Below are 25,409 nucleotides of genomic sequence, written 5' to 3'. Positions count from 1 at the left end.
GCGGGCGCCCCGGTGTCACTTCAGCGCCTTGAAGCGCAGCCGGTGCGGGCCGGCGTTGTCGCCGAGGCGGCGCTTCTTGTCTTCCTCGTATTCGCGGTAGTTGCCCTGGAAGAACTCCACGTGCGAGTCGCCCTCGAAGGCGAGGATGTGGGTGGCGATGCGGTCCAGGAACCAGCGGTCGTGCGAGATCACGAACGTGTTGCCGGGGAACTCCAGCAGCGCGTCTTCCAGCGCGCGCAGGGTCTCGATGTCGAGGTCGTTGGACGGTTCGTCGAGCAGCAGCACGTTGCCGCCCTGCAGCAGGGTCTTGGCCATGTGCAGGCGGCCGCGTTCGCCGCCGGACAGCGAGCCGACCAGCTTCTGCTGGTCCTGGCCCTTGAAGTTGAAACGGCCGATGTAGGCGCGCGACTGGATCTCGATGCCGTTGATGTCGAGGATGTCCAGCCCGCCGGAGACTTCCTGGAACACCGTGTTGTTCGGGTTCAGCGCGCCGCGGCTCTGGTCCACGTAGGCCAGGTTGACGGTGGGGCCGATCAGGATGTCGCCGGAATCCGGCTTTTCCTGCCCGGTGATCATCTTGAACAGGGTGGACTTGCCGGCGCCGTTCGGGCCGATGATGCCGACGATCGCGCCCGGCGGCACGATGAAGGACAGGTCATCGATCAGCAGGCGGTCGCCGAAGCGCTTGGAGACGTTGCGGAACTCGATCACGTTGTTGCCCAGGCGCTCGCCCGGCGGGATGAAGATCTCGTTGGTCTCGTTGCGCTTCTGGTATTCGATCGACTGCAGCTCGTCCAGCCGCGCCAGGCGCGCCTTGCCCTTGCTGCGCCCGCCCTTGGCGTTCTGGCGGGCCCATTCCAGTTCCTTCTGGATCGCCTTCTGGCGCGCCTTCTCCTGGTTTTCTTCCTGCTTCAGGCGCTCTTCCTTCTGCACCAGCTTCACTCGGTGTAGTTGCCCTTCCACGGGATGCCGCGGCCGCGGTCGAGCTCGAGGATCCACTCGGCGGCGTTGTCGAGGAAGTAGCGGTCGTGGGTCACCGCCACCACGGTGCCGGTGTAGCGGTGCAGGAACTGCTCCAGCCACTCCACCGACTCGGCGTCGAGGTGGTTGGTGGGTTCGTCCAGCAGCAGCATGTCGGGCTTGGACAACAGCAGGCGGCACAGCGCGACCCGGCGCTTTTCACCGCCCGAGAGCTGGCCGACGATGGCGTCCCACGGCGGCAGGCGCAGCGCGTCGGCGGCCACTTCCAGCTGCTGCTCCAGGGTGTGCGCATCGCCCGAGGCGAGGATCGCTTCCAGCCGTTCCTGCTCCTTGGCCAGCGCGTCGAAGTCGGCGCCGTCCTCGGCGTAGGCGGCATACACGCGCTCCAGCTCGGCCTGCGCCTGCAGTACCTCGCCCACGCCTTCCTCCACCGCCTGGCGCACGGTGTGCTCGGGGTTCAGCTCCGGCTCCTGCGCCAGGTAGCCGACCTTGATGCCGGGCTGCGGTCGGGCCTCGCCCTCGAAGTCGGTGTCCACCCCGGCCATGATCTTGAGCACGGTGGACTTGCCGGCGCCGTTCAGGCCCAGCAGGCCGATCTTCGCGCCCGGGAAGAACGACAGCGAGATGTCCTTGATGATCTGCCGCTTGGGCGGCACCACCTTGGACACCCGGTTCATGGTGTAGATGTATTGCGAGGACATGCGGAAAGCTCCGTGAGCGCGCCCGCGCCTGCGCGCGGGGCGCGGGCGGCGGCGGGGATTGGGATGCGCGAATTATACCCGTCGCCCCCCGCCCGCCGCGGCGGGCGGAGGTGAACCGCGCCTGTCGCCGGGGGCACGGGCGTGGTAAAAGCCAGTGCAGGTTCAGCCGGCGCCGGCATGATCGGCCCCAGGCCCACCCGACGGACGTAGGAGAATGACGATGAAGCGCAGCCTGTTCGCCCTGGCAACTGCCCCGCTGCTGCTGGCCCTGCTGTCCGGGCCGGCCGCCGCCTACGATGGCCATGGCCATGGCCGTGGCCATGACCGCGATGACCGCCGCGACGAGCGCTGGGAGCGCTGGGAACACCACGACGACCGCGGCTGGCACCGCGGCCCGCCGAAGAAGGTGAAGGTGATCCACGAGCGCGAGGTGGTGTACCGCCCGCTGCCGCCGCGCGTGGTCTATCGCCCGGTTCCACCGCCGCGCTGGGTGCGTGGCGGGTATTACTACGGCCCCGGCTACGGCCCGACCTACGTGGTGGACGACTGGCGCTACTACCGCCTGGCGCCGCCGCCGCGCGGCTATTACTGGCGACGCAGCGACGCCGGCGACTTCCTGCTGGTGGCGGCGACGACCGGGATCATCGCCGATCTCATCCTGCGCCACTGAGCGCCGGTGCCACGGCGCGCGTGAACGCGAAGGCGCCTGTGGGCGCCTTCGTCGTTTCGCAAGGCCTCAGGCCTGGTGCAGCAGCGCCTGCACCAGCAGGCTGCTGGCGGCCACCGCGAACCAGGTGCCCAGCCCCAGCAGCAGCGGGCGCGCACCGGTGGCGGCCATCCGCCGCAGGTCGGCGGACAGCCCGATCGCGGTCAGCGCCAGCACGATCAGGAACTCCGCGGCCAGGTGCAGTGGCGCCAGCAGCGCGGCGGGCACCAGGGAGGCGCTGCGCAGCGCGGAGGCGGCGAGGAAGCCGAAGATGAACCACGGCACGATCCCACGCAGGTCGGGGCGGCCTTCGGCACGGCCGTGCGCGCGCCACAGCTGCCAGCCGGCCAGCACCAGGCAGATCGGGATGATCAGGGTGGCGCGCGCCAGCTTGACCACGGTGGCGATGTCGCCGGCGGCGTGGCTGTAATGGTAGCCGGCGGCCACCACCGAGGAGGTGTCGTTGATCGCGGTGCCCGCCCACAGCCCGAAGCCGGCGTCGCTCAGTCCGATCAGATGGCCCAGCGGCGGAAACAGCAGCACCGCCAGCAGGTTGAACAGGAAGATGGTGGACATCGCCAGCGCGGTGTCGTGCTCGTCCGGGCGCAGGATCGGCGCCACCGCGGCGATCGCCGAGCCGCCGCAGATCGCGGTGCCGACCCCGATCAGGGTGCCCAGCCCATGATGCACCTTCAGCAGCCGCGCCAGCGCCCAGGCGGTCAGGAAGGCCACGCTCAGGGTCACCAGGGTCACCGCCAGCGAGGACAGCCCGGTGTGCAGCACCTGGCGCAGATCCAGCCCGAATCCGAGCAGGATCACCGCCGCCTGCAGCAGATATTTGCCGGTGAAGCGGATGCCGGGCGCGGTGCCGGGCGATGGCGCCAGCGCATTGCGCACCAGCAGTCCGAGCACGATCCCCAACACCGCGCCGCCGACCAGCGGCAGCGCGCGGCCGAGCGCGAACGCCAGCGCCGCCAGTCCCAGGCTGAGCAGCAGCCCCGGCAGCAGGCGGTCTGGGCGGTCGGGCGGCAGGGGCGTGGCGGCGGCGAGGGACATGACGGCAGGGCCGGAAGCGAGGTGGCGCCAGTCTGCGCCTGATAGATCATCATTGAAACTTTTACTTACTGATTTATTCGATAATCATCACTGATGAATCACGTCCCCCCGCGCCAGCTGGAAGTGTTCGTGCGTGCCGCCGCGGCCGGCAGCCTGCGCCAGGCTGCAGAGCAGCTGCACCTCACCCAGCCGGCGGCGAGCATGGCGCTGGCCGAGCTGGAACGGCGGCTGGGCGCGCCCCTGTTCGACCGCGTGCGCGGGCGCCTGCACCTGAGCCCGCGCGGGCGCGCCCTGCTGCCGCTGGCGCAGGACCTGCTGGAGCGCCAGGCCGCATTCGTGCGCGCCGCCACCGACACCGGCGGCGTGCTGTCCGGCGAACTGCGCATCGGCGCCAGCAATACCGTCGGCAACTACCGGGTGGAGGAGCTGCTGGGTGATTTCGTGCGCGCGCATCCGCAGGTGACGGTGCGGCTGCGGGTGGGCAATACCGACGGGATCGCGCGGGCGCTGGCCGCGCACGCGCTGGACGTGGCCTGCGTGGAGGGCGCGGTGCTGCACCCGGAGCTGGAGGCGGTGCACTGGCGCGACGATGCGCTGCAGGTGGTGGCGCCGGCGGCGCATCCGCTGGCCGTGCGCCGACGGCTCACCGCGGCCGATTTCGCGGATGTCGATTGGGTGGTGCGCGAGGCCGGCTCGGCCACCCGCGCACTGACCGAACGTCTGCTGGAGCGGCTGCCGCCACCGCGCCGGCAGCTGGAGCTGGCGCAGACCGAGGCGATCAAGCAGGCGGTGGTGGCCGGGCTGGGCATCGCCCTGCTGCCGGAAGTGGCGGTCCGCGAGGCGCTGGCGGACGGCCGCCTGCGCGCGCTGCCGGTGCCGTTCCTGCAGCCGCTGTTGCAGCGCAGGCTGACGCTGCTGCTGGCACGCGGGCGCTACCGGGGCGGGGCGCTCGCGGCCTTCCTGCGGGCTACAATCGGCCAATTCCCCACGCCTTCCCCGGAGATTCCCGAATGTTCTCCCGCGCCGACACGCTTGCCGCCTTCGACCCCGAGCTCGCCCAGGCGATCGCCGCGGAAAACCGGCGCCAGGAAGACCACGTCGAGCTGATCGCCTCTGAGAACTACGCCAGCCCCCGGGTGATGGAGGCGCAGGGCAGCCAGCTCACCAACAAGTACGCCGAAGGCTATCCCGGCAAGCGCTACTACGGCGGCTGCGACTACGTGGACATCGCCGAGCAGCTGGCCATCGACCGCTGCAGGCAGCTGTTCGGCGCGGATTATGCGAACGTGCAGCCGCACAGCGGCTCGCAGGCCAACCAGGCCGTGTATTTCGCGCTGCTGCAACCGGGCGACACCCTCCTCGGCATGTCGCTGGCGCACGGCGGCCACCTCACCCACGGCGCCAAGGTGAATGCCTCGGGCAAGCTGTTCAACGCGGTGCAATACGGCGTCAACGATGCCGGCCTGATCGACTATGACGAAGTCGAGCGGCTGGCGCTGGAACACAGGCCGAAGATGGTCGTGGCCGGCTTCTCCGCCTATTCGCAGGTGGTGGACTGGGCGCGTTTCCGCGCCATCGCCGACAAGGTGGGCGCGTACCTGTTCGTGGACATGGCGCACGTGGCCGGCCTCGTCGCCGCCGGCGTGTACCCGAGCCCGCTGCCGCATGCGCACGTGGTGACCTCCACCACCCACAAGACCCTGCGCGGCCCGCGCGGCGGGATCATCGTGGCCAGCAAGGCCGGCATGGGCGGGCAGGCGGAGGAGTTGGAGAAAAAGCTGCAGTCGATCGTGTTCCCCGGCATCCAGGGCGGCCCGCTGATGCACGTGATCGCGGCCAAGGCGGTGGCGTTCAAGGAGGCGCTGGAGCCGGCGTTCAGGGACTACCAGCAGCAGGTGGTGAAGAACGCGCAGGCGATGGCGAAGGCCATCCTGTCCCGCGGCTACAGGATCGTCTCCGGCGGTACCCAGAACCATCTGATGCTGGTGGATTTGATCGGTAAGGACGTCTCCGGCAAGCAGGCCGAGGAGGCGCTGGGCAAGGCGCACATCACCGTCAACAAGAACTCGGTGCCGAACGACCCGCGCAAGCCCTTCGTCACCTCCGGCCTGCGCATCGGCACGCCCGCCGTCACCACCCGCGGCTATAAAGAGGCCGACTGCGAAGCGCTGGCCGGCTGGATCTGCGACGTGCTGGACAACCCGAACGACGAGGCCGTGATCGCCGGCGTGCGCGCCAGGGTCGAGCAGCAGTGCCGGCAGTTCCCGGTCTATCGTTGATCCATTCCTGACTCCAGAAGGATCCCGCCATGCGCAAGCCCCGTTTCCTGCTTCCCACCGCCCTCGCCGGGCTTGCCGCGGTCGCCGCCACCGCGCAGGCGCAGTCGCCGGCGCCGCGCTGGAGCAGCAATACCGACTACAGCACCCCCGGCGCGCGCGACCTGCCGGTCACCTGCCGCCGCGGCGATGTGCAGCCGTTCGAAGGCAAGACCATGGGCGAGGTGTTCGGCGGGGCCTGGCCGCAGGCGCCGGCCGCGACCGCCTCGCACACCCCGCCGAAAGTCATCAGCAGCGGCAAGGTGATCCCGCCGCGCGGGCTGGAAGGCAAGCCGGCCACGGTGGTGGTGGCTGTGCTGGTCGGTGCCGACGGCAAGCCGCTGGCGGCGGAAGCCGTGTGCATGTCCGATGGCGCCTTTGCCATCGCCGCCAAGCGCGTCCTGCGCAACGCCAGCTTCGAGCCGGCCACGATCGACGGCAAGCCGGTCACCAGCGTGCTCGCGGTGCCGATCTCGTTCCGCCCGATCCGGCGTGGCGGCGGCAGCGGCGGCGATTCCGGCAGCGGTGGCGGCAGCCAGGAGTGACCGCGGCCGATGCACTGCCCGTTCTGCCAGCATGCCGATACCCGCGTCCTTGACTCGCGGGTCAGCGAGGACGGCGCGACCATCCGCCGCCGCCGCGGCTGCGAGGCCTGCGGCGAGCGCTTCTCCACCCTCGAGACCATCGAGCTGAAGCTGCCGGCGATCATCAAGAGCGACGACCGCCGCGAGGCGTTCGACGCGCGCAAGCTGCGCGCCGGCTTCGACCGCGCGCTGCAGAAGCGGCCGGTTTCGGATGAGCAGGTGGAGGCCGCGGTGCGCGCGGTGGTGCACGCGGTGCGCATGAGTGGCGAGCGCGAGCTGCCCTCGCGCCGGGTCGGCGAGTTCGTGATGGAGCAGTTGCGCAAGCTCGACCACGTCGGCTACGTGCGCTTCGCCTCGGTGTACCGCAGTTTCGAGGACGTGGCCGATTTCCGCGAGGAACTGGACCGGCTGGAGCGCGATCTACCCGGTGAAGGCCAGCTGCCGCTGTTGGACGGCGAGCCCGCCGCGGCCGCGCGTGGCCCCGAGCGGCTGCGGCGGCGATGAGTTTTTCCGCCGCCGACCATGCGCTGATGGCGCGAGCCCTGCGCCTGGCCGAGCGCGGCGCCTACACCACCCGCCCGAACCCGATGGTCGGCTGCGTGATCGCGCGTGACGGCGCGGTGCTCGGCGAGGGTTGGCACCAGCGCCAGGGCGGCCCGCATGCCGAGGTGTTCGCGCTGCGCGCGGCCGGCGCGGCCGCGCGCGGGGCCACCGCCTACGTCACCCTCGAGCCCTGCGCCCACCACGGCCGCACGCCGCCGTGCGCGGATGCGTTGATCGAAGCCGGGGTGGCGCGGGTGGTCGCGGCGATGCGCGATCCATTCCCGCAGGTGGACGGCGCCGGCTTTGCACGCCTGCGCGCGGCCGGGATCGCGGTGGAACACGGCCTGCTGGAAGCTCAGGCGCGCGAACTCAACCGCGGCTTCTTCTCGCGCGTCGAGCGCGGCCGCCCGTGGCTGCGGCTGAAACTGGCGATGAGCCTGGACGGCCGCACCGCGCTGGCCAGCGGCGAATCGAAATGGATCACCGGCGAGGCCGCGCGGCGGGACGTGCAGCGCTGGCGCGCGCGCAGCGGCGCATTGCTGACCGGCGCCGGCACCGTGCTCGCGGACGATCCCCACCTCACCGTGCGTCTGGACGACGGCAGCGCCTTCGTGCCGCCGCTGCGGGTGGTGCTGGATGCCGGCCTGGCCACCGTCGCGCGCGGCCACGTGCGCGAGGGCAGCGCGCCCACCCTCTACCTGCACGCGCCGGATGCCAAGCTCCCGCACGGGCTGGCGGTCGAACATGCGCCCGCGCCGGTCCACGGCACCCGCTTCGACCTCGATGCCGTGCTGCGCCTGCTCGCCGCGCGCGGCATCAACGAGGTGCAGGTGGAAGCCGGCGCCACCCTCGCCGGCGCCTTCCTCGCCGCCGGCCTGGTGGACGAGCTGCTGCTCTACATCGCCCCGGTCCTGCTCGGTGATACCGCCCGCCCGCTGTTCGCCGGCCTGTCGATCGAGCACATGGCGCAGCGCTTCCACCTGCAGCCGATCGACTGCACCCCGCTCGGCGACGACCTCCGCCTGCGCCTGCGGCCGCTGGCGCGCGCAGCCGGGGCGGCCGCCTGAGCCGGCGGCAGCGTCCGCGGAACCCTGTGTTCCGGCGGTCGTCCGGGCTCGGGCCGGACACCGCGCGGTGCTAAACTTGCCTGCGCCGGTTCGCCGGCACCACATCATTCACGAAACGTCTTCAGGGCGGGGTGGAAGTCCCCACCGGCGGTAGGCGTGGTGTTCCCTCGGCGAGGGGGCGGCCCGCGCGAGCCCGCGAGCGCTTCCCGGCCGGGCCGGCGGGAAGGTCAGCAGACCCGGTCGCATGCCGGGGCCGACGGTCACAGTCCGGAAGGAAGAAGACGCACCCGCGCGGCCAACCGCCGCGCGTCTGCGCGCGCCTTGCCGGCGTTTCCCGTGCCATGCGGGAGACTTGCGGACATGTTCACAGGATTGATCGAGGGCGTCGGTGCGCTGCGGGCGCGCGAGCCGCGGGGGGCGATGCGCGCTTGATTATCGAAGCCGGCACGCTGCCCTTCGATGACGTGCGGCTGGGCGAGAGCATCGCGGTCAACGGCTGCTGCCTGACGGTGGTGGCGTTCGATGTGGACAGCTTCGCGGTGGATGCCTCGCGCGAGACGCTGGCGCTGACCACGCTGGGCCAGCTGCCGCTCGGCGCGCCGCTGAACCTGGAGCGCGCGCTGCGGCCGTCCGACCGTCTCGGCGGGCACCTGGTCAGCGGCCACGTGGACGGGCTAGGGCAGGCCGAGGCCTGCTGGGAGGACGCGCGCGCTGTGCGCTGGCGCTTTCCGCACCGCGCGGGCTGCTGCGCTACATCGCGCACAAGGGCTCGGTGTGCGTGGACGGCGTCAGCCTGACCGTGAACGCCGTGGACGAGGCCGGCTTCGAGGTCGCGCTGATCCCGCACACGGTGGCGCACACCGCCTTCCACGCGCTGCGCGTGGGCGATGCGGTGAACATCGAGGTCGATCTGCTGGCGCGCTACCTGGAACGCCTGCGGCAGACGGAGGGTTGGGCATGAGCTTTGCGAGCATCCCGGAACTGCTGGACGAACTGCGCGCCGGGCGCATGGTGGTGGTGGTCGACGACGAGGACCGCGAGAACGAGGGCGACCTGATCATGGTCGCCGAGCTGGTCAAACCATCCGACATCAACTTCATGGTGACCCACGCGCGCGGGCTGGTGTGCCTGTCGCTGACCCGCGAGCGCTGCGCGCAGCTGGGCCTGAACCCGATGGTGCGCGACAACACCTCGCCGCACCACACCAATTTCACGGTTTCGATCGAGGCCGCCGAGGGCGTCACCACCGGCATTTCCGCCTACGACCGCGCGCACACCATCCGTACCGCGGTGCGCCCGGACGCCAAGCCCTCCGACCTCAGCCAGCCCGGCCACATCTTCCCGCTCACCGCGCAGCCCGGCGGCGTGCTGACCCGCGCCGGGCATACCGAAGCGGCCTCGGATCTCGCCCGGCTGGCGGGCTTCGAGCCGGCCGGGGTGCTGGTGGAGATCCTCAATCCCGACGGCAGCATGGCGCGCCGGCCCGAGCTGGAGGTGTTCGCGCGCACGCACGGGCTGAAGATCGGGTCGATCGAGGACCTGATCCGGTACCGGCTGGAAACCGAGCACACGGTGGAGCGCATCGACAGCCGCCCGATCGAGACCGACCACGGTGCGTTCACCTTGCACACCTACCGAGACCGTCTCACCCGCGGCCTGCATTTCGCGCTGGTGCGCGGGGACGTTGCCGGGGACGCCCCGGTGCTGGTGCGGGTGCAGGCGCAGAATCCGCTGGCGGACGCGCTGCACTGGCGGCGCGCCGATTTCGGCCCGCTGGTGGGCGACGTGCTGGCGATGATCGCCGGCGAAGGACGCGGGGTGCTGGTGCTGCTGGGCGAGGCCCCGGATGCCGAGGCGGTGCTGGCGCGCATCCGCGAGCAGCCGGCCCCGCCGCCCTCGAAGGCCGGCGCGCTGGCGCAGTGGCGGCGCACCGGCGCCGGTTCGCAGATCCTGGCCGACCTCGGCCTGCACCGGCTGCGGGTGCTGGGCACGCCGCGGCGCCAGGTCGGGTTGGCCGGCTACGGGCTGGAGGTGGTGGAGTACGCGGCCCTGCCGGCGCGGTAAACTGCACGGCCCCATTGCCTGTCCACGCCGATGCCGCACCTCGAAGGCGACCTGCGCATCCATCCGGGTGCGCGCTTCGCGATCCTTGCCAGCCGCTGGAACCCACGCATCGTGGATGCGCTGGTGGAGTCCGCGCGTGCCACCTTCCTCGCCAACGGCGTGCCCGAGGCCGGGATCGACGTGGTGCGGGTGCCGGGCGCGTGGGAGCTGCCGGTGGCCGCGCGCGCGCTGGCGCTGGCCGGCCGCCATGCGGCGATCGTCGCCCTGGGTTGCGTGGTGCGCGGCGACACCCGCCACTACGCGCAGGTGGCCGACGGCGCCTCCGAGGGCCTGATGCGGGTGGCGCTGGATACCGGGGTGCCGGTGCTAAATGGCGTGCTGGCGGTGGAACGCTTCGAGGATGCCCTGGCCCGCGCCGGCGGCAAGCCACGGCAACAAGGGCGAGGAGGCGGCGCTGGTGGCGATCGAGATGGCCGACCTCCGCCGCAAGCTCCAGGAGCTGGTATGAACGAACACCATCGCCGCCGTCCCGACGGCATCGACCCCGTGGCCCGCTCGCGTTCGCGCCGGCGTGCACTGCAGGCGATCTACGCCTGGCAGATCAACCGCGCCGACGAGCGCAGCCTGCTGGCCCAGTTCGCGCACGAGCAGGCGCACGAAGTGGCCGACCTCGAATACTTCGAGGACCTGGTGCGCGGCGTGCTGCGCCACGTCGATGCGCTGGACGCGGCGCTGGCCGGGCACCTGGACCGCGGCATCGCCGAGGTGGACCCGATCGAGCGCGCCGCGCTGCGGATCGCCGCCTACGAACTCATGCACCGTCCGGACGTGCCGTACCGGGTGGTGATCAACGAGGCCATCGACTCCACCAAGCGCTTCGGCTCCGAGCACGGCCACACCTACGTCAACGGCGTGCTGGACAAGGCCGCCGCGATGCTGCGCGGCGTGGAAGCGAAGAAGTAATCCGCCCCGCGCGGGCCGTGCCGGAAGCCGCATGTCCGAGGGTGAATTCGACCTGATCGCGCGCATCCGCCGGCGCATCGCCGCGCGCGACGACGTGGCGCTGGGGATCGGCGACGACTGCGCGCTGCTCGCGCCGCCTCCGGGCATTCAGCTGGCGGTGACGATGGACACCCTCAACGCGGGGGTGCATTTCCCCCAGAAACGGCGCCTGCCGACATCGGCTGGAAGGCGCTGGCGGTCAATCTTTCCGACCTTGCCGCGATGGGCGCGCAGCCGGCCTGGTGCACGCTCTCATTGACGTTGCCGCATGCCGACGCCGCCTTCGTGGATGGCTTCCTGCGATGGCTTCCTCGCCCTCGCGGCGCAGCACGACGTGGCGCTGGTCGGCGGCGATACCACCCGCGGCCCGCTGTCCGTGTCCATCGCTGCGCACGGGTTCGTACCGGCGGGCGCGGCCCTGCGCCGCGACGGCGCGCGCGTTGGCGATGAGGTCTGGGTCAGTGGCACCCTGGGCGATGCCGCCGGCGCGCTGGCGCAATGGCAGGCGGGCACGGCGATCGCGCCGCCGTTGCGCGCGCGGCTGGACCGCCCCACGCCGCGGGTGGCGCTGGGCCTGGCCCTGCGCGGGATTGCATCGGCCTGCATCGACATCAGCGACGGCCTGCTGGCCGATCTTGCGCACATCGCGCGCGCCAGTGGCGTTGGTGCCGAGATCGAGGCCGATACGCTGCCGGCCAGCGACGCACTGCGCGGCGCGTTTGCGGCCGATGCCCGGCGCGTATTGCAGGCCACCGGCGGCGACGATTACGAACTGTGCTTCACCGCTCCGGCCACCCAGCGCGCGGCGCTGCAGACGCTGGCCGCACCGCTGCGGCTGCCGCTGACGCGCATCGGCCGCATCGTCGCCGGCAGCGGCGTCCACTGCGCCGGCCTCGGGCCGGTGCCACCGGGCTACCAGCATTTCGCGTAGCGGCGCGCACGCGGGCGTTGCCCGACACGTCCCTCGCGACCCGCGCCGCGTGGGGGGGGCGGACGTGCAGTGATCGGGGGCATCAGGGAGAGCCTGACGTTGCAGCATTACCGCGAGCGGCCACAGCCTCGCATGCGGACGGGATTGCCTATGGAGTGACCTGAATGCTAGCCTCTTGCCGTCCGTGTTTCCTAGGGGCCTGCGCGCATCGCTCGCGCAGAGGGAGTCGGGCGTTCGCAATATTCCACGGCATTTCAAAGCGCGCCGCGCAGGCGCAGGCCAGTCCTGCAAGGGAGGAAGGGATGCGGGCATTCAATCGGATCAGTGTCGGGGGGTAGTTCTGGCGGCCGGGATTTTGATGGCATCCGGAACTACGCAGGCGGTGGAGCAGGCACCCAGTGAGCAGAAGCCGCCTCCGCATGATTCAGAAACAGTCGTGGTTTATGGAATAACGTTGACGGAGTACTGGGTTCCTCCGATCTATTTTGATTTTCCCGGTAGTTGGTTTACGCCAACCTTGGACTTTGGTGGCGGCGGTGGCGCTTCTCAGGGCAAGGTGGCGGACAAGGGCCGCCAGAAGGTGCAGGACCCCTGTGACAATAAAAACAAAAACGCGACCAACCACCCGGTGCGGATTGCCACCGGCACCAAGTTCCTGCCTGAATTCGATATTCCCTCGGTGGGCGAAGGCATCCCGCTGACGCTGAACCGGCTCTACCAGCAGGGCAACACCAAGATCGGGGCCTTCGGGCCTTCGTGGAGTTCCAACATCGATTACACCCTGGTGTTCGAATACCAGAATCTGGTGTGCTGGGCGTATCTGGACCATGTGGAGCCCTGCGTCCCCGGCGGCAAGCCGCTCTTGACCGTGTATGCCTATGGGCCGAGCGGCTACCCGGTGCGGTTCAATCAGGTGGACGGGCAGTGGCGCTCCGCGCAGGGGGACGTGGCGACCCAGGAGAACGGCGGCTGGGTGGTGCGCTATGCCAGCGGGGATCGCCACGAGTTCGACGGCAACGGCCGCCCGCTGCGGATTCTTGGCGAGCGCGGCATCGGTCTGACCTACAGTTACGATGCAGGCGGGCGCCTGACCCGGATCACCCACACCAGCGGCCGCTTCCTGACCCTGACCTGGATCGGCGGCAAGGTGGCCAGCGTCACCGGTCCGAACGGCAAGAGCTACGCCTACGGCTACGGGGCCAACGGCTATCTCGCCAAGGTCATCTATCCCGACAACCTGGGCACCCGCACCTATCACTACGAAAGCCCGTTTGGGGCCGACCTGCTGACCGGGGTCTCCATCAACGACGTGCGCTATCTGCGCGTGCAGTACATGGGCACGACCGGTGGCGTGAAGGTGCAGTGGTCGGGGCTGGAAGGGGGTGTCGAGCGCAGCAGCTTCGAGTATTTCGATGACCGCACCGAAGTGACCAATGCGCTCGGGCAAAAAACGATCCACTACGTGAGCGAGCAGGACGGCGTGCGCCGCATCATCGCGGTGGAGCGGCCGCCGTCGCCCACCTGCGCCGGCAGCGTGGCGCAGACGTTCTACGATGCGAACGGCAACGTCATCGAGGAGCGCGACCAGTTCGGCGTGCGCACCACCTATGCCTACGATGCCGATCAGCGGCTGATGGAGAAGATCACCGGCATCGGCCCCAATGGGGAGACCGACCAGCAGCAGATCACGCACCTGGTGTGGGATGCGGCGATCAAGTCCCGGCTGAACCAGCTGCAGGTCTATGGCGCCAGCCTGGACCAGCCGCTGAATACCACCACCTACACCTACTACCCGGACGGGGATCCGCGCGCGCGCCTGCTGCAGTCGGCGACGGTGGCCAATCTGGCAGGCGGCCCGGTGGGCAGCCTGACCACCACCTACGCCTACACCCTGCACCCGAACGGCCTGGTGGCCACGATGACGGTGGACGGCCCGCTGGCGGGGGATGGCGATGCGGTCATCTATACCTATGATGCAGCCGGCAACCTGACCAGCGTGCGCAACGGTCTGGGGCATGTGGCGACGTACTCCAATTACAACGCGCTCGGCCAGCCGGGGCGCGTGGTCTCGCCGAATGGCGCCATCGCCGACTACACCTACAACGCGCGTGGCCAGCTGCTGACGGAAACCCGCTGGGTGGACGGGGTGGCGCAGGTCACCCGTACGGTATATGACGATCGCGGCAATCCGGTCAGCGTGACGACGCCCGACGGGGTGACCGTACAGCGTGCGTACGACGGGTACGGTCGGCTGGTGTCGATCAGTCGGGTGACGGCGCTGCCGCTGGAGGAGCCCTGCGATCAGGCAGGGGTGTGGACTGCGTGCTCAGCCGCACCTGGACCGAGACGCAGGCGTACACCTACAACCTGCTCTCGCAGCCGCTCTCGGTGACGGTGAGCTCGCAGTACCGGATGACCTTGTGGGACCAGGAGCGCCGGAAGCCGGTCGTGCGCACGACCACCACGACCCAGCAGCGGGCGACGTTCGAGTACGACGGCAACGGCTTCCTCAGCCGCCGCAAGGGCGAGCACGGGCAGGCTACGACCTACCACTACAATGCCAATGGCGATCTGGACCAGATCAGCGATGCGCTGGGCAATACGGTCAGCTACGGCTACGACCGCCAGCGCCGTGTCACCACGGTGACCGACGCGGCGGGGACCACGGAGACGGGGTATGACGCGCTGGGGCGGGTGGTGTCGGTGCGCGATGCGCGCGGGACTGTCACCCGCTACACCTATGACGGGCTGGGCCACCTGCTGGCGCAGGTCAGCCCGGACACCGGCACCACTGCGTTCACCTACAACGGCGTCGGGCAATTGACGCAGGCCCAGAAGGCGGATCTCACCGTCATTGCCTATGGCTATGATGGGCTGGGGCGCCTGGTCAGCCAGAGCGCGGGCGGGCAGACGCGCACGCTGACCTACGATGCCTGCACCAACGGCAAGGGGCTCCTGTGCGTGGCGGCGAAGACCGGCGGCACGGCGACAGCCGCCAGCTTCGCCTATACCCCCTGGGGCCAGCTCGCCACCCGGCAGGACACCCTCGACGGCACCACCGACACCACGCGCTACGGGTACGACGGCATGGGGCGGCTGGCGCGGCTTGAATATCCCAGCGGCATCACGGTCGGATATGGCTATGCCGATGGGCACCTGGCGACGGTCACGGCGATGGTGAACGGCAGTACGACCACGGTGGCGACGCTGGGGGGTATCAGGCGTTTGGCCCGCCGGCGTATCTGACCTATGGCAACGGGCTGCTGCGCACCTTCAGCTACGACACCGACCGGCGCATCATCGGCATCAGCACGAATGCGGCGGCGGGCCCGCTGCAGAGCCTGACCTACGGGTTCGATGCGGCGGACCGGATCACCGCGATCACCGACGGCGTCGATGCGGCGCAGACGCAGCAGTACCAGTACGACGCGCTGTCGCGCCTGGTGCGGTCGGAGCACGCGGGCGGGAACGTGGCGACGTATGGGTATGACGCGGTCGGCAACCGGGTGAGCCTGGGGAATACCGTCCCGGTCGGCGCAGGCACGTACACCTACGCGCCGGACAGCAACCGCCTGTTGCAGGCCACGGGCGGGGTGAGCCGCGGGTTCACCTACGATGCCACCGGCAATGTCACCGCGTACACCGATGCCGCAGGCATCACGCACACCCTGGCGTATGATCCCTTCGGGCGCCTGGCCGGCCACACGGCGCAGGGGCTGACCACGACCTACACGGTGAACGCCCTGGAGCAGCGGATGGGCAAGCGCAACGCCAGCCACCAGAGCCGCTACGTGTACGCCGGCTTCAATCAGTTGCTGGCGGAGTACACCGATGGCGCGTGGACCAGCTACGTCTATAGCGGCAGCGAGCCCATCGCCCTGGTGCGCAATGATCAGCTCTATTACCTGCACAATGACCACCTGGGGAGACCGCAGCTGGTCACCGACGCCGGCCAGCAGGGGTGTGGAAGGCGGCGAATAGCGCATTCGATCGCCGCGTGACGCGCGACACCTTCGGCGGGCTGAACCTGGGGTTTCCGGGGCAGTACTACGATGCCGAATCCGGCCTATGGCACAACGGCTACCGCGAATACGACGCCAGCCTGGGCCGCTACCTGCAGTCCGACCCGATCGGGCTGGCGGGTGGGGTGAATACGTATGCCTATACCTTTGGAAACCCGGTAAATCTTATTGATCCGCTTGGATTGGAGACGGGGGCGGCATATAGAGCGATCTATCTTGCTGATGGTGGAATTCGGCAAAACACAGGACGAGCCCCAGATTTCATTCAGTTGTCGGCATCGCTATATGTGTTTGGCGGCAGCATCACGCTGAGTCGAAGTGGCAATATCTTCACATCTGGTGGTATCGGAAGGGCATATCCAAACCCGGTGCGCGGGCTGGGCGTCTCGTTGAATGCGGGGAACTTGATGTCGTACTGCCCCAATGCAAAAGAGCAAGGGGCTAAAACCGACAAGTTCCTTACCGGTCTTGGCTATTCTGCCACTGCACACGACGTGATTGGTGGAGGTGTTGCATATTCCCCTGGTAGTGGTGGTGCGGTCCTCTACGGCTTGGGTGCCGGTGTGGAGGTTTCGCCAGGGTCCGTTGGCACTCAGACGCCATGGTCACTTCCGGGATGGTGAAGATAATGACGCCGCGATCCATCCTCTTAAATGTGCTCGGCTTGGCTTTCATCGCCTTCTGCCTGTACTCGGTCGTTGGCCACATGCGTTACTTGAGCAAATCAGAAAAGCCGAGTCGAGAGAGGATCAGTAGAGAGCTGGATGAAGTAGTCGTGGCCTTTCGTGGAGAAAAGTCATCGGCCGTAAAGCTGTTTGAAAAACAATCCGTCTACATATCTGCGCGGGTGAAAATAAAGGGGGAAAGGGATGTGTTCGCAGTAGATGACAGTCAGAAACGGATGGAGGCACATGGATGGCGCAAGGCGCGAGTGGCTTATGGAAATTATGAGCGCTACTGCAAAGGCGATCTTGTTGCAGAAGTAACGCCGCTTGGATCGGATCGCTCATACGCTCTGCAAGTCAATTGGGGCAATGCCGATGCCGTTTGCCAGGTCAAGTGAACTGTGGCGTATCAACCCATATCGGGGTCAGGTTTGTATCGGGGTCAGGTTCACTTTCTGGCCGTAAGCAGAAAGCTCCTGCACCATGGCTTTGGGCCGCATCACCGCGATCACCGATGGCATCGATGCGACGCAGACGCAGCAGTACCGGTACGACGCGCTGTCGCGCCTGGTGCGGTCGGAGCACGCGGGCGGCAACGTGGCGACGTATGGGTATGACGCGGTGGGCAACCGGGTGAGCCTGGGGAATACCGTCCCGGTCGGCGCAGGCACGTACACCTACGCGCCGGACAGCAACCGCCTGTTGCAGGCGGCCACGGGCGGGGTGAGCCGCGGGTTCACGTATGACGCCACCGGCAATGTCACCGCGTACACCGATGCCGCAGGCATCACGCACACGCTGGCGTATGATCCCTTCGGCCGCCTGGCCGGCCACACGGCGCAGGGGATGACCACGACCTACACGGTGAACGCCCTGGAGCAGCGGATGGGCAAGCGCAACGCCAGCCACCAGAGTCGGTATGTGTATGCCGGTTTCAACCGGCTGCTGGTCGAATACACCGACGGGCAATGGACGAGCTACATCTACCGTGGCAGCGAGCCCATCGCCCTGGTGCGCAATAACCAGCTCTACTTCCTGCACCCCGACCACCTGGGCCGGCCGCAACTGGCGACCAATGCCGGGCAGCAGGTGGTGTGGAAGGCGGCCAACCGGGCGTTCGACCGCGGCGTCACTCTCGACACCATCGGCGGGCTGAACCTGGGCTTCCCGGGGCAGTACTACGATGCCGAATCCGGCCTGTGGCACAACGGCTACCGCGAGTACGACGCGGGCCTGGGCCGTTACCTGCAGTCCGACCCGATCGGGCTGGCGGGTGGGGTGAATACGTATGCCTATGTTGGGGGGAATCCGATATCGCGCATTGACCCGTTCGGATTGCGGGAGTGCTATTACACACAGGCAGGCTTGAACGAAGCGCTCGAACCGGTATCTCCAGAGTCGTACCTTCTCGGCGGCGGTCGCTTGGTGTATGCAGGGCTCGCAAAAGCTATCCCTGCGATTGCAGCTACATTGGAGCCAACAACAATAGGGCAAGCTGCATTCGCGGTGGCGGCTCGGAATTCGTTAAAAGATTTGTTCCGTGGGCCACTTGCGCCAGTTTTTGCTGGTATCAGGCAGCCAAGCTTTCAAGCGCAAATGGAAAAATACGGATTTGATGCGGCAAAAGTTTTGTCGAAATCATCCGCAACGAATGCGACTTTGAATAGTGGTGCAGCCGCTGCAGTTGCAGCCACTGCGGCTGCAGATGCGGTGAATAAATCCAATGGCTCGCCATGCTTTTGTAAAGATTAATAGCGAAGCCATGTCGATATTCAGGAGGCTGGTTATTGGGATTGTCATTCTTTCGGCAATATGGGCTGTTGGGTACTTCTTCGCTGGGTTCCAAGTAGCGTGGGTCTTGGTTGTCGCGGCAATCATCATTGCGTTGGTTGGCATGGTAATTACGTGATGCTAGTGACCTGCCCCCTTAAGCCGTACCAGTCGATGCCAGAGGGAATCTGAACAACCCGCACTGATGCAGCAACAGCGGGCGTTCGGCATTCAGGGGCGCTGGCTTACTTTCCGATCCGCGCCAGCATCGCGCGCAGCGCGGCCTGGGTGTCCGGGTGGCTCCACTGTTCGACGAAGCGTTCGAGCTCGATGCGCTCCGGCGCCAGCGCCGCCACGACGTCGCGGCGGGCGATCGCGCGGGTCTCGCGCATCGGCATCGACGGCAGGTGCAGTAGCCGCTCCAGCCAGGCGCGTGCGCGTGCGGGGACGTCGTCGATGTCGGTGAGCTCGTCCACCAGGCCGATCCGCAGCGCCTCGCGCGCCTCCGGCATCGCGCCTTCCACCAGCAGGCGTTCGGCGCGGTGCGCGCCGACCACGCGCGCCAGCAGGGCCTGGATGCCTTCCGGCGCGACCAGGCCGACCTGGGTTTCGTTCAGGCCGATCCGGTAGGGGCCGTCGGCCAGCACCCGGTAGTCGCAGCACAGCGCCGTATCGGGGTCAGGTTCACTTCCTGACCGTAAGCAAAAAGCTCCTGCAGCATGCATGGCTTTGGAACGGATCACCGCGATCACCGACGGCGTCGATGCGGCGCAGACGCAGCAGTACCGGTACGACGCGCTGTCGCGCCTGGTGCGGTCGGAGCACGCGGGCGGGAACGTGGCGACGTATGGGTATGACGCGGTCGGCAACCGGGTGAGCCTGGGGAATACCGTCCCGGTCAGCGCAGGCACGTACACCTACGCGCCGGATGGCAACCGGCTGCTGCAGGGGGTGACGGGCGGGGTGAGCCGCGGGTTCACGTATGACGCCACCGGCAATGTCACCGCGTACACCGATGCCGCAGGCATCACGCACACGCTGGCGTATGATCCCTTCGGCCGCCTGGCCGGCCACACGGCGCAGGGGATGACCACGACCTACACGGTGAACGCCCTGGAGCAGCGGATGGGCAAGCGCAACGCCAGCCACCAGAGTCGGTATGTGTATGCCGGTTTCAACCGGCTGCTGGTCGAATACACCGACGGGCAATGGACGAGCTACATCTACCGTGGCAGCGAGCCCATCGCCCTGGTGCGCAATGATCAGCTCTATTACCTGCACAATGACCACCTGGGGAGACCGCAGCTGGTCACCGACGCCGGGCAGCAGGGGGGTATGGAAGGCGGCGAATAGCGCATTTGGCCGCCGCGTGACGCGCGACACCCTCGGCGGGCTGAACCTGGGGTTCCCGGGGCAGTACTACGATGCCGAATCGGGGCTGTGGCACAACGGCTACCGCGAATACGACGCGGACCTGGGCCGCTACCTGCAGTCCGACCCGATCGGGCTGGCGGGGGGGTGAATACGTATGGGTATGTTTATGGGAACCCTGTAAACCTCACTGATCGCATGGGATTGGCGTGTAACCAACGTGGTTGCTGGAATACTCCGGTGGAATTGAGTTATGCAAACGCTGGGAACTACGGCGTCTATTACCAGGCGGCTTGTGCGGGCGGAGATTCGTATGCCTGTGCAGCGAGGGTCGTGGCAACAGGACAAGGCAACAGTGTTTCATCGATGGTTGGTGCCATTTTCACCAACGGAAATCTGCGCAACTCTTTGAAGCGCGGGGGTAGCAATTGCCCTGATGCGGACATGGAGAACATCAGAAAAGACCTGATGAATGCTCGCGTGAACCAACTCTCCGGCGCTACGCCAAATAATCCAATCAGAGTGTCGGCGCAGAGCATTTCGGATTTCCACAACGCCGTTTTCAGAAGCTATGGCGCTACTGATGGATGGGGGCCATTCCCGGTCTTTGGTGGTGATATTCCCGTCATCGGCAATATGGGTGGATGGAAATGGTGCAGTGCGCCGGCGTGCCAGCCATGACTGTGACCAAGTCATCCATTTGGAAGGCGGCACTGATTGCTCCATTGGGAGTGCCGCTATCAATTACTTTTGCTGTGGCTTGGGAAGCGCTGTCGAATTTTGGGGTTTACGGGCTCCGTGATCTGCCTGTCGCCATGCTGTTCGTTTTCTTGTTCGGATTACCCATTAGTTATGGCGCAATGTTGCTATTTGGTCTGCCATACCTTTTGTGGCTTCGTTCAAGAGGCTGGTTGACTTGGGCGTTTGTTTGTATCGGGGCTGCTGTTCTCGGTTCGGCTATATGGGTTGGTTATTGGCAGTTGAGCCTTCGCCCCCCATCACTTGCGCGCACCATTCCGGTTGGAGCAATGATCGGGCTTGTTGTTGGTATCATTTTTAGCTTGACCGCAAAGTTGCCAAAATGAGTTGTGTAGAATCAAAAAGCCTCGCCCTTCGGGCGTAGCGTATCGCGTATCGGGGTCAGGTTCACTTTCTCGCCGTAAGCAGAAAATTCCTGTGCCATGGCTTTGGACCGCATCACCGCGATCACCGATGGTGTGAATGCGGCGCAGACGCAGCAGTTCCAGTACGACGCGCTGTCGCGGCTGGTGCGCGCGGAGCACGCAGGCGGCAACGTGGCCAGCTACGGGTACGACGCGGTGGGCAACCGGGTGAGCCTGGGGAATACCCTGCCGGCGAGCGCGACGGGCTACGCCTACGCCGCCAGCGGCAACCGGCTGGTGCAGGCGGTGGCGGGCGGCGTAAGCCGCGGGTTCACCTACGACGCCACCGGCAATGTCACCGCGTACACCGATGCCGCAGGCATCACGCACACGCTGGCGTATGATCCCTTCGGCCGCCTGGCCGGCCACACGGCGCAGGGGATGACCACGACCTACACGGTGAACGCCCTGGAGCAGCGGATGGGCAAGCGCAACGCCAGGGGGAGGTTACGTCAGGGCGGTGGCAGCAGCTTGCCCGGGTTGAGGATGCCGTCCGGGTCGAGTGCGCGCTTGATCGCGCGCATGGCTTCCAGCGTGGCCGCATCGAAGGCGTGCGCCATGAAGTCGCGCTTGGACAGGCCGATGCCGTGTTCGCCCGAGAGCGTGCCGCCGAGCGCCAGCGCCAGCGCGAACACCTGCGGCAGCGCGGCCTGCGCGCGCGCGGTCTCGGCGGCGTCGTCCGGGTGGTAGAGCAGGTTGACGTGCAGGTTGCCGTTGCCGGCGTGGCCGAAGCAGGCGATGGTCAGCGCGTGCGCTTCCGCCAGCGCCTCCACGCCGGCCACCAGATCGGGGATGCGCGAGACCGGCACCACCACGTCTTCGTTGATCTTGCCGGGCGCAATCGTGCGCAGCGCCGGCGACAGCGCGCGCCGCGCCGCCCACAGGCGTTCGCGCGCCGCGCCGTCCTGCGCCACGTCCATATCGATCAGGCCGTCGCTGTCGGCGGCCGTGCCGAAGGTGGCGAGGATGTCCGGCAGGGCCTCGAGGCTGCCGTCGGCCTCGATCAGCAGCATTGCGCCGGCTTCGGGCACGTCGCTGCCGTTGCGGCGCAGCAGGGTGAGGCTGCGGCGGTCCAGGAACTCCAGCGTCGCCGGCACCACCGGCTGCGCCATCAGCCGGGAGACGGCCGCGGCGGCGCTGGCGGCGTCGCGGTAGAACGCGCGCAGGCCGGCCTGCGCCTGTGGGCGCGGGGTCAGCTTGAGCGTGGCCTCGACGATCAGCGCCAGGGTGCCTTCGCTGCCGACCAGCAGACGGGTCAGGTCGTAGCCTGCCGAGGCCTTTGTGTAGGCACCGCCGACCCGGATCAGCTCGCCCGCGCCGGTGACCGCGACCAGCCCCAGCACATTGTCGCGGGTGGCGCCGTACTTCACCGCGCGCGGGCCGCCGGCGTTGGTGGCGAGATTGCCGCCGATGGTGCAGCTGTCGGCGCTGGAAGGATCCGGCGGCCAGAACAGGCCGTGCGGTGCCAGCGCGGCCTGCAGCGCACCGTTCAGGACGCCCGGTTCCACCACCGCGCAGCGGTCGGCGGGCTGGATGGCCCGGATGCGGTCCATGCGCGCGAACGACACGGCGATCGCTTCGGGGGTCGGCACCGCCGCGCCGGTGGTGCCGGTGCCGGTGCCGCGGGCGACGATCGGCACGCCGTGCGCGCGGCAGGCGCGGACGAGGGCCACGACCTGCTCGCGCGTGCGCGGCAGCGCCACCGCCTGCGGTGGCACGTGGCGGCGGGAGTCGTCGCCGCCGTGGGCGTCGCGTGTCGCTTCGTCCACGTGCCAGCCGTCGCCCAGCAGCGCGGCGAGCTCGGCGGCGAGGGCGGCGGGCAGGGGCATGCGAATCACGCTTCGTCGGCGCGGAAGGCGTCGCGCAGCCGGGTGAGCGCGGGCGCGGCCGGGTCGCCCGAGGCGGCCACGACATCGAATCGACAGGAGGCATGCGCATGTTCTGGATGCCGGACCAGGAAGTCCTGCGCCGCCTGCACCAGTCGTCGGCGCTTGCCGGCATCCACCGAGGCCGCGCCGCCGCCGAAGTCGGGATTCGCACGATAGCGTACCTCCACGAACACCACGCTGCCGGCGTCGTCCATCACCAGGTCGAGTTCGCCGCCGCGGCTGTGTGCGTTGCGCGCCAGCAGGCGCAGGCCGTGGGCTTGCAGGAACGCCAGCGCAGCCGCTTCAACCGCCGCGCCGCGCTGCTGGCGGGAAGGCTCAGGGCGCGCCATCGGGCAGCGACAGCGGGCGTCCGCCGCGGAACTGTGACCATGCCGGCTGCCGCTGCACGTTGCCGAAGCCGTCCAGCTGCAGGCGGCCGGTGGCGCCCCGCAGGGTAGCGTTCGGCTGCAGGGCCAGATGCTGCAGATATCCGGTGAGTCGCCAGGCATCGAGGCCGAATGCGAACAGGCGCGCCGCCGGCCCCTTGGCGGTCACCACCTGCGCCGCGGCGACGGCCTGGCTCGGCAGCCCGGGCACTGGTTCCACCAGCCAGGGTTCGGTCGGGAAGAGGGTGCCGTCCAGCGCCGAGTCCTCGTCCGGCTTGCCGGTGCCCTGGGTGATCTGCGAGCTGGCGTAGCGCGGCAGCTGGCCGAGGTTGGCCAGCGCCAGCTGCGGCACCACGCTGCGCGCCTGCGGCCCCTTGAGCACCAGCAGCACCGCGTCTGGCGCCGGTGTGAGCGCGGCGAGTGCGCTGGCAAGCGCGGGCGTGGCCGGCAGTCGCGTCACCTGCGCCCCGCGCTGCCGCAGCAGGGTTTCGGCCGCATGAGCGGTGCGCTGCTGGGCAACTTCGCTGCCGGCGATCAGCAACACGTGACGGCGGCCGCGCTCGGCCAGCGCCAGCGCCAGGCTGACGCCCTCGTCCTCTGGTGACAGCGAGAACGCCGCGCTGCCCGGCGTCGGGCTGCGGTCGCCGCGGTTGAGCGCCAGCAGCGGCAGCGGGGGGGCGTCCGCGAACACGGCATCCACGTCCTCGCGCAGCAGCGGGCCGACCGCGAAGTCGTTGCCGTCGGCGGCCGCGCGCGCGAGCGCGGCCTGGGCACCGCCGACGGTGTCGTAGAAGCGCAGTTGCGGCCGGCGCCGGGTTTCGCCGTAATAGCCGCTCAGATAGCCATCACGCACGGCGGCCGCAGCGGGTGCCTGCGGCCCGGACAGCGGCAGCAGCAGCGCCACCTGCAGCGGAGGGCGGTAGCCGTCCGCCTCGGCCGGTGGGCGTTGGGCCGCCCCGAAATCGGCCTCGCTGCGGGCGAACGGATGCGGCAGCGGCAGCCCGCGCCGCAACAGCGCGCGGCCGGCAAAGGCATACAGCGGATCCTCGGCGGGCAGCCGCGCTGCATCCCGGGCCAGGGTGGCATCGTCCAGCGCTGTCAGTAGGCGTTCGATGGCCTCGCCATTGGCGCGCCGCGCCGGCCCGGTCAGGCGCGCGTGGTTGGCGGCCAGCGCCTGCGCCTGCACGGTGGCTTCGGCATAGGGCGGCGGCGGCGGGGCTTTCGGCGCCACGTTCGCGCAGCCGGCCAGCGCCAGCAGCAGGACGAGCAGGAAGGATCGCATCGGGGCCACGGGCGGGGCGCTCGCTGGGGGAACCGGCTAGGATTCTACCCGCGCCCACGTTGAAGGCACCCATGCAGGTTCCCGGCACTCTGTTCGTCGTCGCCACACCGATCGGCAACCTGGGCGATTTCACTCCGCGCGCGCAGCAGGTGCTGCGCGAGGTGGCGGCGATCTGCGCCGAGGACACCCGCCGCAGCGGCCAGCTACTGGCGCATTTCGGTATCGCGACGCCCTTGCTGGCGCTGCACGAGCACAACGAGGACGCGATCGCGCAGCGGATCGTGGCGCGCCTGCTGGCCGGCGAATCGCTGGCGCTCATCAGCGACGCCGGCACCCCGCTGGTGTCCGATCCCGGCTTCCGGCTGGTGCGCGCGGCGCGCGGCCGGGGTGAAGGTCAGTCCGGTGCCGGGCGCCAGCGCGCTCATCGCCGCGCTCAGCGTGGCCGGGCTGCCCAGCGACCGTTTCGCCTTCGAGGGCTTCCTGCCGGCCAAGGCCGCGGCCCGGCGCGAGCGCCTGCAGGCGCTCGCCGGCGAGACGCGCACGCTCATCTTCTACGAGTCCGCGCACCGCATCGGGGAGGCCCTGGCCGACATGGCGACGGCCTTCGGCGGCGCGCGCCCCGCGGTGCTGGCGCGCGAGCTGACCAAGCTGTTCGAGACGGTGCGGGACGGCAGCCTGTCCGGCCTGCTGGCGCAGGTCGAGGCCGATCCCGACCAGCGCCGCGGTGAGTTCGTGCTGCTGGTGCAGGGCGCCGCCGGGGATGGCGACGCCAAGGTGGCCGAAGGCCGGCGCCTGTATGCCCGGCTGAAAGAGCACCTGCCGCCGTCCACTGCGGCCAAGCTGGCGGCGGAGCTGTCCGGCGCGCCACGCAAGGCGCTGTACGGGGCGGAGTGAGGCGCGCCGCGCCGGCACGTGCGACAATCCGCGCCGGC

At 68.7% G+C, this 25,409-nt stretch carries 22 protein-coding genes, 6 pseudogenes and 1 riboswitch; of the genes and pseudogenes, 22 read left to right on the top strand and 6 right to left on the bottom strand.

The window, feature by feature from the left end; all coding sequences use genetic code 11:
• Positions 1–15: 15 nt before the first annotated feature.
• A pseudogene (ettA, locus tag LJB71_RS00425) lies at positions 16–1,682 on the bottom strand (energy-dependent translational throttle protein EttA).
• A 220-nt stretch (positions 1,683–1,902) separates the two neighbouring features.
• Here ettA and LJB71_RS00420 point away from each other — a divergent pair.
• Positions 1,903–2,352, top strand: a complete 450-nt coding sequence (locus LJB71_RS00420) for an RcnB family protein (protein WP_259302674.1) — start codon at positions 1,903–1,905, stop codon at positions 2,350–2,352.
• 66 nt (positions 2,353–2,418) lie between these two features.
• On the opposite strand, the gene LJB71_RS00415 is transcribed toward LJB71_RS00420, so the two are convergent.
• Positions 2,419–3,444, bottom strand: a complete 1,026-nt coding sequence (locus tag LJB71_RS00415; protein ID WP_259302673.1) for a putative sulfate exporter family transporter — start codon at positions 3,442–3,444, stop codon at positions 2,419–2,421.
• Positions 3,445–3,537: 93 nt separating this feature from the next.
• Here LJB71_RS00415 and LJB71_RS00410 point away from each other — a divergent pair, with 93 nt between their 5' ends.
• The 16 genes and pseudogenes from LJB71_RS00410 (at position 3,538) to LJB71_RS14450 (ending at position 18,389) form a co-directional block, all read left to right on the top strand.
• Positions 3,538–4,551: a LysR family transcriptional regulator gene (locus tag LJB71_RS00410; protein ID WP_259302672.1), complete on the top strand. Its 1,014-nt coding sequence runs from the start codon at positions 3,538–3,540 to the stop codon at positions 4,549–4,551.
• Positions 4,455–5,723 carry a serine hydroxymethyltransferase gene (gene glyA, locus LJB71_RS00405; RefSeq protein WP_259302670.1) on the top strand — a complete coding sequence of 423 codons (1,269 nt, stop codon included), beginning with the start codon at positions 4,455–4,457 and terminating at the stop codon, positions 5,721–5,723. The genes LJB71_RS00410 and glyA overlap by 97 nt, the downstream gene beginning before the upstream one ends.
• A gap of 29 nt (positions 5,724–5,752) precedes the next feature.
• The gene (locus LJB71_RS00400; protein ID WP_259302669.1) at positions 5,753–6,304 is read left to right on the top strand and encodes an energy transducer TonB; all 552 of its coding nucleotides are present in this window, start codon (positions 5,753–5,755) and stop codon (positions 6,302–6,304) included.
• 9 nt (positions 6,305–6,313) lie between these two features.
• Positions 6,314–6,847, top strand: coding sequence for a transcriptional regulator NrdR (gene nrdR, locus LJB71_RS00395; RefSeq protein WP_259302668.1), 534 nt, complete (start codon positions 6,314–6,316; stop codon positions 6,845–6,847).
• On the top strand, positions 6,844–7,953 hold the full coding sequence (ribD, locus tag LJB71_RS00390; RefSeq protein WP_259302667.1) for a bifunctional diaminohydroxyphosphoribosylaminopyrimidine deaminase/5-amino-6-(5-phosphoribosylamino)uracil reductase RibD: 1,110 nt from the start codon (positions 6,844–6,846) through the stop codon (positions 7,951–7,953). The genes nrdR and ribD overlap by 4 nt, the downstream gene beginning before the upstream one ends.
• Positions 7,954–8,066: 113 nt before the next feature.
• Positions 8,067–8,240: riboswitch (FMN riboswitch) on the top strand.
• Positions 8,241–8,313: 73 nt separating this feature from the next.
• A pseudogene (locus LJB71_RS00385) lies at positions 8,314–8,914 on the top strand (riboflavin synthase).
• The gene (gene ribB / locus LJB71_RS00380) at positions 8,911–10,017 is read left to right on the top strand and encodes a 3,4-dihydroxy-2-butanone-4-phosphate synthase (protein ID WP_114960975.1); all 1,107 of its coding nucleotides are present in this window, start codon (positions 8,911–8,913) and stop codon (positions 10,015–10,017) included. The pseudogene LJB71_RS00385 and the gene ribB overlap by 4 nt, the downstream one beginning before the upstream one ends.
• A gap of 30 nt (positions 10,018–10,047) precedes the next feature.
• Positions 10,048–10,525, top strand: a pseudogene (gene ribH, locus LJB71_RS00375) (6,7-dimethyl-8-ribityllumazine synthase).
• Positions 10,522–10,980, top strand: a complete 459-nt coding sequence (nusB, locus tag LJB71_RS00370) for a transcription antitermination factor NusB (protein ID WP_114960973.1) — start codon at positions 10,522–10,524, stop codon at positions 10,978–10,980. Before ribH ends, nusB begins: the two are co-directional and overlap by 4 nt.
• Before the next feature lie 31 nt (positions 10,981–11,011).
• Positions 11,012–11,899, top strand: a pseudogene (thiL, locus tag LJB71_RS00365) (thiamine-phosphate kinase); the annotation flags it as partial.
• 568 nt (positions 11,900–12,467) lie between these two features.
• The gene (locus tag LJB71_RS00360; protein WP_259302666.1) at positions 12,468–14,342 is read left to right on the top strand and encodes a DUF6531 domain-containing protein; all 1,875 of its coding nucleotides are present in this window, start codon (positions 12,468–12,470) and stop codon (positions 14,340–14,342) included.
• Positions 14,273–15,196 carry a hypothetical protein gene (locus LJB71_RS00355; protein WP_259302662.1) on the top strand — a complete coding sequence of 308 codons (924 nt, stop codon included), beginning with the start codon at positions 14,273–14,275 and terminating at the stop codon, positions 15,194–15,196. Before LJB71_RS00360 ends, LJB71_RS00355 begins: the two co-directional genes overlap by 70 nt.
• Entirely contained in the window at positions 15,085–15,951 is an 867-nt protein-coding gene (locus tag LJB71_RS00350) for a hypothetical protein (RefSeq protein WP_310649428.1), read from the top strand. The genes LJB71_RS00355 and LJB71_RS00350 overlap by 112 nt, the downstream gene beginning before the upstream one ends.
• Positions 15,948–16,595, top strand: a complete 648-nt coding sequence (locus LJB71_RS00345) for an RHS repeat-associated core domain-containing protein (protein ID WP_259302661.1) — start codon at positions 15,948–15,950, stop codon at positions 16,593–16,595. Before LJB71_RS00350 ends, LJB71_RS00345 begins: the two co-directional genes overlap by 4 nt.
• Positions 16,589–17,035: a hypothetical protein gene (locus tag LJB71_RS00340; RefSeq protein ID WP_259302660.1), complete on the top strand. Its 447-nt coding sequence runs from the start codon at positions 16,589–16,591 to the stop codon at positions 17,033–17,035. The genes LJB71_RS00345 and LJB71_RS00340 overlap by 7 nt, the downstream gene beginning before the upstream one ends.
• 91 nt (positions 17,036–17,126) lie before the next feature.
• Positions 17,127–18,389 carry an RHS repeat-associated core domain-containing protein gene (locus LJB71_RS14450; protein WP_310649367.1) on the top strand — a complete coding sequence of 421 codons (1,263 nt, stop codon included), beginning with the start codon at positions 17,127–17,129 and terminating at the stop codon, positions 18,387–18,389.
• 263 nt (positions 18,390–18,652) lie between these two features.
• On the opposite strand, the pseudogene LJB71_RS00325 reads toward LJB71_RS14450, so the two are convergent.
• A pseudogene (locus LJB71_RS00325) lies at positions 18,653–19,075 on the bottom strand (enoyl-CoA hydratase/isomerase family protein); the annotation flags it as partial.
• Positions 19,076–19,130: 55 nt separating this feature from the next.
• Here LJB71_RS00325 and LJB71_RS00320 point away from each other — a divergent pair.
• The 4 genes from LJB71_RS00320 (at position 19,131) to LJB71_RS00305 (ending at position 20,863) form a co-directional block, all read left to right on the top strand.
• Positions 19,131–19,760: a hypothetical protein gene (locus LJB71_RS00320; RefSeq protein WP_259302659.1), complete on the top strand. Its 630-nt coding sequence runs from the start codon at positions 19,131–19,133 to the stop codon at positions 19,758–19,760.
• Positions 19,761–19,776: 16 nt separating this feature from the next.
• The gene (locus tag LJB71_RS00315; RefSeq protein WP_259302658.1) at positions 19,777–19,929 is read left to right on the top strand and encodes an RHS repeat-associated core domain-containing protein; all 153 of its coding nucleotides are present in this window, start codon (positions 19,777–19,779) and stop codon (positions 19,927–19,929) included.
• Positions 19,930–20,018: 89 nt separating this feature from the next.
• Positions 20,019–20,459: a hypothetical protein gene (locus LJB71_RS00310; protein ID WP_259302657.1), complete on the top strand. Its 441-nt coding sequence runs from the start codon at positions 20,019–20,021 to the stop codon at positions 20,457–20,459.
• On the top strand, positions 20,456–20,863 hold the full coding sequence (locus LJB71_RS00305) for a hypothetical protein (RefSeq protein ID WP_259302656.1): 408 nt from the start codon (positions 20,456–20,458) through the stop codon (positions 20,861–20,863). The genes LJB71_RS00310 and LJB71_RS00305 overlap by 4 nt, the downstream gene beginning before the upstream one ends.
• 530 nt (positions 20,864–21,393) lie before the next feature.
• On the opposite strand, the gene LJB71_RS00300 is transcribed toward LJB71_RS00305, so the two are convergent.
• Genes LJB71_RS00300 through LJB71_RS00290 form a run of 3 tightly spaced genes read right to left on the bottom strand, consistent with a single transcriptional unit; the run spans position 21,394 to position 24,477 of the window.
• Positions 21,394–22,776, bottom strand: coding sequence for an FAD-linked oxidase C-terminal domain-containing protein (locus LJB71_RS00300; protein WP_259304690.1), 1,383 nt, complete (start codon positions 22,774–22,776; stop codon positions 21,394–21,396).
• Positions 22,776–23,159, bottom strand: a complete 384-nt coding sequence (locus LJB71_RS00295) for a YraN family protein (RefSeq protein WP_259302655.1) — start codon at positions 23,157–23,159, stop codon at positions 22,776–22,778. The genes LJB71_RS00300 and LJB71_RS00295 overlap by 1 nt, the downstream gene beginning before the upstream one ends.
• Complete coding sequence (locus LJB71_RS00290) at positions 23,146–24,477, bottom strand: penicillin-binding protein activator (RefSeq protein ID WP_259302654.1); 1,332 nt, start codon at positions 24,475–24,477, stop codon at positions 23,146–23,148. The genes LJB71_RS00295 and LJB71_RS00290 overlap by 14 nt, the downstream gene beginning before the upstream one ends.
• A 71-nt stretch (positions 24,478–24,548) precedes the next feature.
• Between LJB71_RS00290 and rsmI the strand changes: the two are divergent.
• Positions 24,549–25,371, top strand: a pseudogene (rsmI, locus tag LJB71_RS00285) (16S rRNA (cytidine(1402)-2'-O)-methyltransferase).
• The last annotated feature ends 38 nt before the right edge of the window (positions 25,372–25,409 follow it).

Origin of the sequence: Thermomonas sp. S9 (genome assembly GCF_024704365.1) — a bacterium.
In the GTDB taxonomy this organism is placed as follows: domain Bacteria; phylum Pseudomonadota; class Gammaproteobacteria; order Xanthomonadales; family Xanthomonadaceae; genus Thermomonas.
The sequence above is the reverse complement of the archived record's forward strand: the minus strand, read 5'-3'. Positions and strand labels throughout refer to the sequence as shown.

Bases quoted from the DNA above. Each gene is read 5' to 3' on its own strand.
- LJB71_RS00415 (WP_259302673.1), bottom strand. From the start codon at position 3,444: ATGTCCCTCGCCGCCGCCACGCCCCTGCCGCCCGACCGCCCAGACCGC.
- ribD (WP_259302667.1), top strand. From the start codon at position 6,844: ATGAGTTTTTCCGCCGCCGACCATGCGCTGATGGCGCGAGCCCTGCGC.
- ribB (WP_114960975.1), top strand. From the start codon at position 8,911: ATGAGCTTTGCGAGCATCCCGGAACTGCTGGACGAACTGCGCGCCGGG.
- LJB71_RS00320 (WP_259302659.1), top strand. From the start codon at position 19,131: ATGGCTTTGGAACGGATCACCGCGATCACCGACGGCGTCGATGCGGCG.
- LJB71_RS00420 (WP_259302674.1), top strand. From the start codon at position 1,903: ATGAAGCGCAGCCTGTTCGCCCTGGCAACTGCCCCGCTGCTGCTGGCC.
- glyA (WP_259302670.1), top strand. From the start codon at position 4,455: ATGTTCTCCCGCGCCGACACGCTTGCCGCCTTCGACCCCGAGCTCGCC.
- nusB (WP_114960973.1), top strand. From the start codon at position 10,522: ATGAACGAACACCATCGCCGCCGTCCCGACGGCATCGACCCCGTGGCC.
- LJB71_RS00290 (WP_259302654.1), bottom strand. From the start codon at position 24,477: ATGCGATCCTTCCTGCTCGTCCTGCTGCTGGCGCTGGCCGGCTGCGCG.
- LJB71_RS00400 (WP_259302669.1), top strand. From the start codon at position 5,753: ATGCGCAAGCCCCGTTTCCTGCTTCCCACCGCCCTCGCCGGGCTTGCC.
- nrdR (WP_259302668.1), top strand. From the start codon at position 6,314: ATGCACTGCCCGTTCTGCCAGCATGCCGATACCCGCGTCCTTGACTCG.
- LJB71_RS00410 (WP_259302672.1), top strand. From the start codon at position 3,538: ATGAATCACGTCCCCCCGCGCCAGCTGGAAGTGTTCGTGCGTGCCGCC.
- LJB71_RS00295 (WP_259302655.1), bottom strand. From the start codon at position 23,159: ATGGCGCGCCCTGAGCCTTCCCGCCAGCAGCGCGGCGCGGCGGTTGAA.
- LJB71_RS00305 (WP_259302656.1), top strand. From the start codon at position 20,456: ATGACTGTGACCAAGTCATCCATTTGGAAGGCGGCACTGATTGCTCCA.
- LJB71_RS00340 (WP_259302660.1), top strand. From the start codon at position 16,589: ATGGTGAAGATAATGACGCCGCGATCCATCCTCTTAAATGTGCTCGGC.